This window comes from Micromonospora sp. M51 (assembly GCF_018070305.1).
GTDB lineage: Bacteria > Actinomycetota > Actinomycetes > Mycobacteriales > Micromonosporaceae > Micromonospora > Micromonospora parva.
Genome location: NZ_JAGPXZ010000321.1, coordinates 1 through 6529 on the forward strand (window position 1 = coordinate 1; position 6529 = coordinate 6529).

7 protein-coding genes are annotated in these 6529 nt (G+C 73.7%); 1 reads left to right on the forward strand and 6 read right to left on the reverse strand.

Translation table 11 applies throughout. From position 1 onward, the window contains the following. Positions 1-88 precede the first annotated feature (88 nt). From KBX53_RS17980 to KBX53_RS37155, 5 genes are read right to left on the reverse strand one after another with little or no spacing between them, the layout of a single operon-like run. Positions 89-1036 carry an ABC transporter substrate-binding protein gene (locus KBX53_RS17980; protein ID WP_210860493.1) on the reverse strand — a complete coding sequence of 316 codons (948 nt, stop codon included), beginning with the start codon at positions 1034-1036 and terminating at the stop codon, positions 89-91. Next, entirely contained in the window at positions 1036-1887 is an 852-nt protein-coding gene (locus tag KBX53_RS17985; RefSeq protein WP_030335087.1) for an ABC transporter ATP-binding protein, read from the reverse strand. Before KBX53_RS17985 ends, KBX53_RS17980 begins: the two co-directional genes overlap by 1 nt. Before the next feature lie 19 nt (positions 1888-1906). After that, positions 1907-3082 carry an iron ABC transporter permease gene (locus KBX53_RS17990; protein WP_309140796.1) on the reverse strand — a complete coding sequence of 392 codons (1176 nt, stop codon included), beginning with the start codon at positions 3080-3082 and terminating at the stop codon, positions 1907-1909. Further along, positions 3079-4125, reverse strand: a complete 1047-nt coding sequence (locus KBX53_RS17995) for an iron ABC transporter permease (protein ID WP_210860495.1) — start codon at positions 4123-4125, stop codon at positions 3079-3081. Before KBX53_RS17995 ends, KBX53_RS17990 begins: the two co-directional genes overlap by 4 nt. 60 nt (positions 4126-4185) lie before the next feature. Further along, positions 4186-5634 carry a multicopper oxidase domain-containing protein gene (locus KBX53_RS37155; protein ID WP_309140797.1) on the reverse strand — a complete coding sequence of 483 codons (1449 nt, stop codon included), beginning with the start codon at positions 5632-5634 and terminating at the stop codon, positions 4186-4188. 160 nt (positions 5635-5794) lie between these two features. Between KBX53_RS37155 and KBX53_RS18005 the strand changes: the two genes are divergently transcribed. Beyond that, the gene (locus KBX53_RS18005) at positions 5795-6154 is read left to right on the forward strand and encodes a YciI family protein (protein ID WP_030335093.1); all 360 of its coding nucleotides are present in this window, start codon (positions 5795-5797) and stop codon (positions 6152-6154) included. 11 nt (positions 6155-6165) lie between these two features. On the opposite strand, the gene KBX53_RS18010 is transcribed toward KBX53_RS18005, so the two are convergent. After that, positions 6166-6528, reverse strand: coding sequence for a cytidine deaminase (locus KBX53_RS18010; RefSeq protein ID WP_309140798.1), 363 nt, complete (start codon positions 6526-6528; stop codon positions 6166-6168). Position 6529: the final 1 nt, after the last annotated feature.

A 6529-nucleotide genomic window follows, 5' to 3' on the forward strand; every position in this document is an offset into this window, starting at 1 on the left:
GGATGCTGCTGCCTCCCACGATCGGGAAGCAGCAAGAACTCTGACGTTGCGCGGATCTTGGGGTTCGTTCGCGACGGTGCCGGCGGGGTCAGGCGGCGGGGAGGTACTTGGCCAGGTCGTCGAGGATCTTGTTGGCGGCGCCGACGCCGATGCCGGTCATCCAGACCTCGTCGGAGACGGGGTACGCCTTGCCGGCCTTGACGGCGCCCAGGCCCTTCCAGAGGGTTCCGCCAGCCACCTTGCTCTGCTCGGCGGCGGCCTTGTCGCCGTACGCGGTCACGAAGATGACGTCACCGTCGACCTCGCTGATCCGCTCGGGGCTGACCCGGTCGAAGCGCTTGTCCTCCTTGTTGGCGAGCATCTGCCGCTCGGGGCGGCCGAGGCCGGTGTCGCCGATGACGATGCCGGAGAACGAGTCCGGGCCGTACACCCGGATGTTGCCGGGCAGGAACCGCACGATCGACACCTTGCGCGCGGCGGGGTCGCCGAGGGTGGCACCGAAGTCCTTGGCCCGCTTCTCGTACGCGCCGAGCAGGTCCTTGGCCTGCTGCTCGCGGCCGAGCGCCTTGCCGTCGAGGAGGAGGTTCTCCTTCCAGGTGATGCCCACCTTGTCGGTGAACACGGTTGGCGCGATGGCGGCCAGTTCGTCGTAGAACTTCTCCTGGCGGAACTTGCTGCCCAGGATGAGGTCCGGCTTCAGCGCGTTGATCGCCTCCAGGTCGGGCTCGGTGAGCACCCCGACCTCCTTGATGCCGGCGAGCTTGTCCGCGCCGAAGTAGGTCGGCCAGCTCTTGGCCTCACCGGCGGTGGCGGCACCGACGGGCGTGATGCCCAGTGAGAGCGCCGTGTCGATCTTGTCGGTGTCGAGCACGACCACCCGCTTGGGCTCCGCCGGGACCTTGGTGGTGCCCATGGCGTGGGTGATCTCCCGGGTCTCCCCGGTGGTGGTGCCGGCGACCGGGTCGCTCTCACCGCAGGCGGTGAGTCCGACGCCGAGGGCGGCGGCCGCGGCGAGAGCGGCGACGAGACGACGCATCAGAGTCCTTTCGAGGGGTACGAGCCGGCGAGCGGAATCGCTGCGTCGGCGGGGGTGACCGGGCTGGCGGAGGTGCCACCGGTGTACGCGGGCACCACCAGGGGTGCGCCGGTCACCGGGCAGGGCACGACCACACAGGCCAGCCCGAAGACGTCGCGGACCAGGTCGGCGGTGAGGATCTCCCGGGGCGGTCCGGCGGCCACCACGGCGCCGGCGCGCATCGCGACCAGGTGGTCGGCGTAGCGGGCGGCCTGGTTCAGGTCGTGCAGCACGGCGACCACGGTGCGGCCCCGCTCGGCGCGCAGCCGGTGCAGCAGGTCCAGCACCTCCACCTGGTGGGCCAGGTCGAGGAAGGTGGTCGGCTCGTCCAGCAGCAGGGCGTCGGTGTCCTGGGCGAGGGTCATGGCGATCCAGACCCGTTGCCGCTGACCGCCGGAGAGGCTGTCCACCGGTCGGTCGGCCAGGTCGGTCACGTCGGCGAGGGCCATCGCCTGGTCCACCGCCGCGCCGTCCTCCGACGACCACTGCCGCCACCACCGCTGGTAGGGCTGCCTGCCCCGCCCGACCAGGTCCGCCACGGTGACGCCCTCGGGCACCAGCGGGCTCTGCGGCAGGACGCCGAGGCGGCGGGCGACCTCCCGGGTCGGCAGGTCGCGGATCGCGGTGCCGTCCAGCAGCACCGTGCCCCGGCGGGGGTTGAGCAGCCGGGCCATCGTGCGCAGCAGGGTGGACTTGCCGCACGCGTTGGGGCCGACGATGACGGTGAACGCGTCGGTCGGCAGGTCCAGGTCGAGCCCGTCGAGCACGGTCCGGTCGTCGTAGCCGGCGACCAGGTCGCGGGTAGAGAGCATCACACGACTCCTCGAGGCGTCACGACGACCGCCGCCGACCACGCAGCAGCAGGAAGATCAGGTACGGGCCACCGATCGCGGCGGTCAGCACCCCGGCGGGCAGTTGGGTGGGTGCGAACAGCCGCCGGCCGGCCAGGTCGGCCAGCACCAGCAGGAGCGCGCCGAGCAGGGCCGCGCAGACCAGCGGCGGCCGTTCGGCGCGTACCAGCCGGCGGGCCACCTGCGGGGCGACCAGCGCCACGAAGTCCACGGCCCCGACCTGGGCGGTGACCATCGCGGCGACGAGCACACCGGTGCCGGCGAGACCGATCCGGCGGGCCACCGGGCGCAGCCCGACGCCCCGGGCGGTGTCGTCGTCGAGGGCGGTGCTGTTCAGCGCCCAGCCGGCCCAGGCCAGCACCGGCAGCAGCACCAGCAGGGTGCCGGCGATCCAGGCGGCCTCGCTCCAGCCCTTGCCGGCCAGGGTGCCGATCAGCCAGATCTGCGCGCGCAGCCCGTCGATCGGGTCGGCGGTGAGCATGACCACCTCGGTGAGCGCCCGGAAGCCGAACGCGACCGCCACGCCGGCGAGCACGAACCGCTGTGCCGCCAGCCCGTGCCGGGCGCCAAGGGCGAACAGCAGCGCCGCCGCGAGCAGCCCACCCACCAGCGCGGTGGGCGCCACCAGCACGGCGGCCATTCCGCTGGTCAGGGCCACGGTGGCGGCGAGACCGGCACCCTGGGTGATGCCGATGACGTCCGGGCTGGCGAGCGGGTTGCGGGCCACGCTCTGGATCAGCGTGCCAGCCACGCCGAAGGCGGCGCCGGCCACGGCGGCCAGCACGACGCGCGGCAGCCGAAGGTCGAAGACCACGAGGTCGTACGGGGTGCCGGCCCCGGAGAGGGCACGCAGCACGTCGGCCGGGGCGACGTACGGGGTGCCCAGCGAGAGACTGAGCACCACGGCCAGCAGGAGCAGCACGGTCAGCACGGCGGCCACCAGGACCGCGCGACGGCGGATCAGCAGGCTGACCGGGCCGATCCGCAGCAGCGACCGCCCGGCCAGCCGGATCGACTCACCGGACGGCACGGCGGTGCTCGACAGGCCGGCGGCACCGGGCGAGGCGGCGGCGGACGAGCCGGCGGCGGAGGCGGCGGACGAGCCGGCGGCGTCAGACGCGTCGGAGGGGCCGGAGGTGCGCTGGGTGGTGGTCACGCGGTCACCACCCGGGCGCGACGGACCAGCACGGCCAGCAGTGGCGCACCGATCAGCGCGGTGACGATACCGGCCGGGATTTCGCCGGGTGGGGCGACGAGCCGACCGACGATGTCGGCGGCGAGCAGCAGCGCCGGCCCGAGCAGGGCGGAGACGGCCAGGGTCCAGCGGTGGTCCGCGCCGACCAGGGCGCGCGCCAGGTGCGGCACGGCCAGCCCGACGAACGCGACCGGGCCGGCAGCGGCCACCGCCGCACCGGTCAGCAGCACGGCGGCGAGGCCACCGCCGAGGCGGACCAGGCCGATCCGGTGGCCGAGTCCACGGGCCACGTCGTCGCCGAGGGCCAGCGCGTCCAGACCGCGGGCCACCAGGGCGGCCAGGACCAACCCGACGAGGACGAACGGCAGCACCTGCGCGGTGACCGACAGGTCCCGGCCGGACAGACCGCCGACCACCCAGAAGCGGTACTCCTCGAAGGTGCGGGCGTCGATGCTGAGCAGGGCGTACACCCCGGAGGCCAGGCTGGCGTCGAGCGCCGCGCCGACCAGCGCGAGGGTGACCGGGCTGGCGCCCTCGCGGGCGCGGGTGGCGATGGCGAAGACCAACAGCCCGGCGATCAGGGCTCCGGCGATGCCGAACCAGACGTACCCGGCGAGCGTGCCGACGCCGAAGACGGAGATCGCCAGGACCACCCCGAACGACGCGCCAGCGCTGATGCCCAGGATGCGCGGCTCGGCGAGGGGGTTGCGGGTGAGCGCCTGGAACAGCACCCCCGCCACGGCGAGCGCGAGGCCGACGGCGAGGCCGAGCGCGGTCCGTGGCATCCGCAGCTCACGGACGATGGTGCTGGCGTCGCCGCCGTCGGGTGCGACGAGCGCGTGCCAGACCTGGTCGACGCCGAGTTGTCGGCTGCCGAGCGCGAAGCTGGCCAGCGCGGTGAGCAGCAGCACCAGCGCGGCCCCGACGGTGACGGCCACCCGGCGGCCGGTACGGGTGCCGGACCGGTTGCGGGCCGGGGTCGGCCGGGTGGCGAGGGTGGTCACGAGTCTCCTGCACGTTCACGCTTAGGTTCGCCTAACCTTAGCCGAGCTGCAGAAAGAGGCCTAACCGGCGTCTGTCGATGCCGTCGGGGCTCCCCCGGCCCCGCCCGCCGCGCCACCGTCACCGGCCGCCGCGCCACCGCGCGGCAACACGTTCAGCGGTCGCATCATCTCGTTGTCCTCGTGCTCCAGCAGGTGGCAGTGCCAGGCGTACCGACCCGGCAGGTCGAAGTGCGCCTTGATCCGGGTCACCTCCCACGGGTACGCGAGCACCGTGTCCATCAACCCCCGGTCCGCCGGGCCCGGCTGCACCCTGCCCGAGTGTCCCCGGCCGAGCAGCTCGAACTGGACCTGGTGCAGGTGGACCGGGTGCACGTGCCGGGTGAAGTTGCGCACCTCCCAGACCTCGGTGTCGCCGAGGGTGGGCTGTTCGGTCACCGGATCGCTCCAGCGCAACGGCAGACCCCGGCCGCGCTCGTCGAGGACGCCGAGCAGCATCACCGTCGACCCGCCGGACCCGCGCTCGTTGAGCGACAGCCGGCGTACCCGCTGGGCCGCTCCGAGCCGAGGGTGCGCCGGCAGCCGTAGTTGTTCCGGTGGGACGCTGGGGTCCGCGCCGGCGGCGTCGGTGACCACGAACCGCAGCACCTGCCCGGTGGTCTGCGGGTCGGCCGGCGGGAAGTCCACCCCGGGGCGACCGCCGGCGTACATCCCGTCCGGCCCTTCGTTCACGAGGTACAGCTCGGTGCCGGCCGGGACGTCGGTGAAGTCGACGATCGCGTCGACCCGCTGGGCGGGGCCGAGTGACACGCGTTCGTGCGCCACCGGCTCCGGCAGGAAGCCGCCGTCGCTGCCGATCTGCCAGACCGGCAGCACCGGCCGGGCCGGCCGGGCGGTGGCGTTCGCGGCCACGCTGAGCAGCAGGAAACGGCTGTTGCAGCCGTTGAGCAGCCGGAACCGGTAGCGCCGGCGCCGCACTGTCAGCGTGGGCCAGGTGCGGCCGTTGACCACGATGGTGGAGCCGGAGAACCCGGGCACGGACACTGGCGGCCCGTCGCCGTTGCCGGAGTACCGCTTCGGGTATTGCAGGTCGCCGTCGGCGGTGAAGCTGCGGTCCTGGATCATCAGCGGGATGTCGTGGTACGAGGCGGTCGGCGGGTCGGCGCGGGTCGGCGCCGGGCCGGGCAGCACTTCCTCCGGCAGCTCGTCCCCGCCGAGCAGGTAGAACCCGGCGGGCCCGGCGTAGACGTTCTCGCGGGTGAGCCCGAGCGTGTGGTCGTGGTACCAGAGGGTGCACGGGCGCTGGTCGTTCGCGTACTCGAAGGTGGCCGAGCCCGGCGTCCAGCGCAGCCCGGACCGTTCGGCGAACCGGGACCGGAACTCGCGGTACGCGCTGCCGGACACGGCGAAGTCCGGCGGCAGGTCGCGGGCCGCCGGCAGGTACCACGCCTCGGCGTGCCCGTCGCTCTCCTGGGCGCTGTGCGCGCCGTGCAGATGCACCACCTGCGGCACCGGTCCGCGATACCCCTGCGGGCTGCCGTCCCACCGCCCGTGACGGTCCCGGTGCTCGATGCCACCGGCCGATATGAGAATGAGATTCGCGGACGACCACAGGACGGACAGATGCTCGATGACACCCAGAAGAGGGACATTCGCCTCATAGGGTGGGAACATGCGATTCGACCAGCACACGGTCGTCCTGCTGAGCCGACCGTCGGATCCGCCGGAGCTGCCGCAGGACGCCATCGACCGCCTGCAGGACGCCCACCTGGCGCATCAGGCGGGCCTCGTGCAGCAGGGGCTGGTGCTCGCGGCCGGGCCGTTCCTCCACCCCGACGACGAGCGGTTGCGGGGCTTCGTGGTGCTGTCCATCGCCCCGGACGAGGCCCGCGCGCTCTTCGCCAACGACCCGGCCGTGCGTGCCGGTCGCCTGCTCGCGCGGGTGACCACCTGGCTGCTCCCGGAGGGCAACCTGCGCTTCGAGAGCGTGCCGGTGCCGCAGTCGATGCTGGAGGCCGCCGCCGGAGACTGACGCGCGCCCGGTCAGCCGGCCGAGTCGCTGCCGGTCTCCGCGGGCAGCTCCCCGAGCGGGACCACCAGCGGGACGTCCATCGGGCCGACGATCACCCGCAGGTCCGGGAAGTGGTCGGCCAGCACCTGCCGGCACCGGGCACAGGGCGCGACGACCTCGCGACCGCGGTCGGCGACCGTGACGATCGTCTCCAACGCGGTGACGCCCTGCGTCGCGGCCGTGGCGATCACGACCAGCTCGGCGCAGACCGCTGCGCTGGCGTGCCGGACGTTCACGCCCGTGAAGACCCGCCCGTCCACGGTCCGGGCCGCCGACGCGACAGTGTGGCGCTGGCTGCGGCACCGCAGCTTGGCGACCGCGGTGGCGGCCTGCACC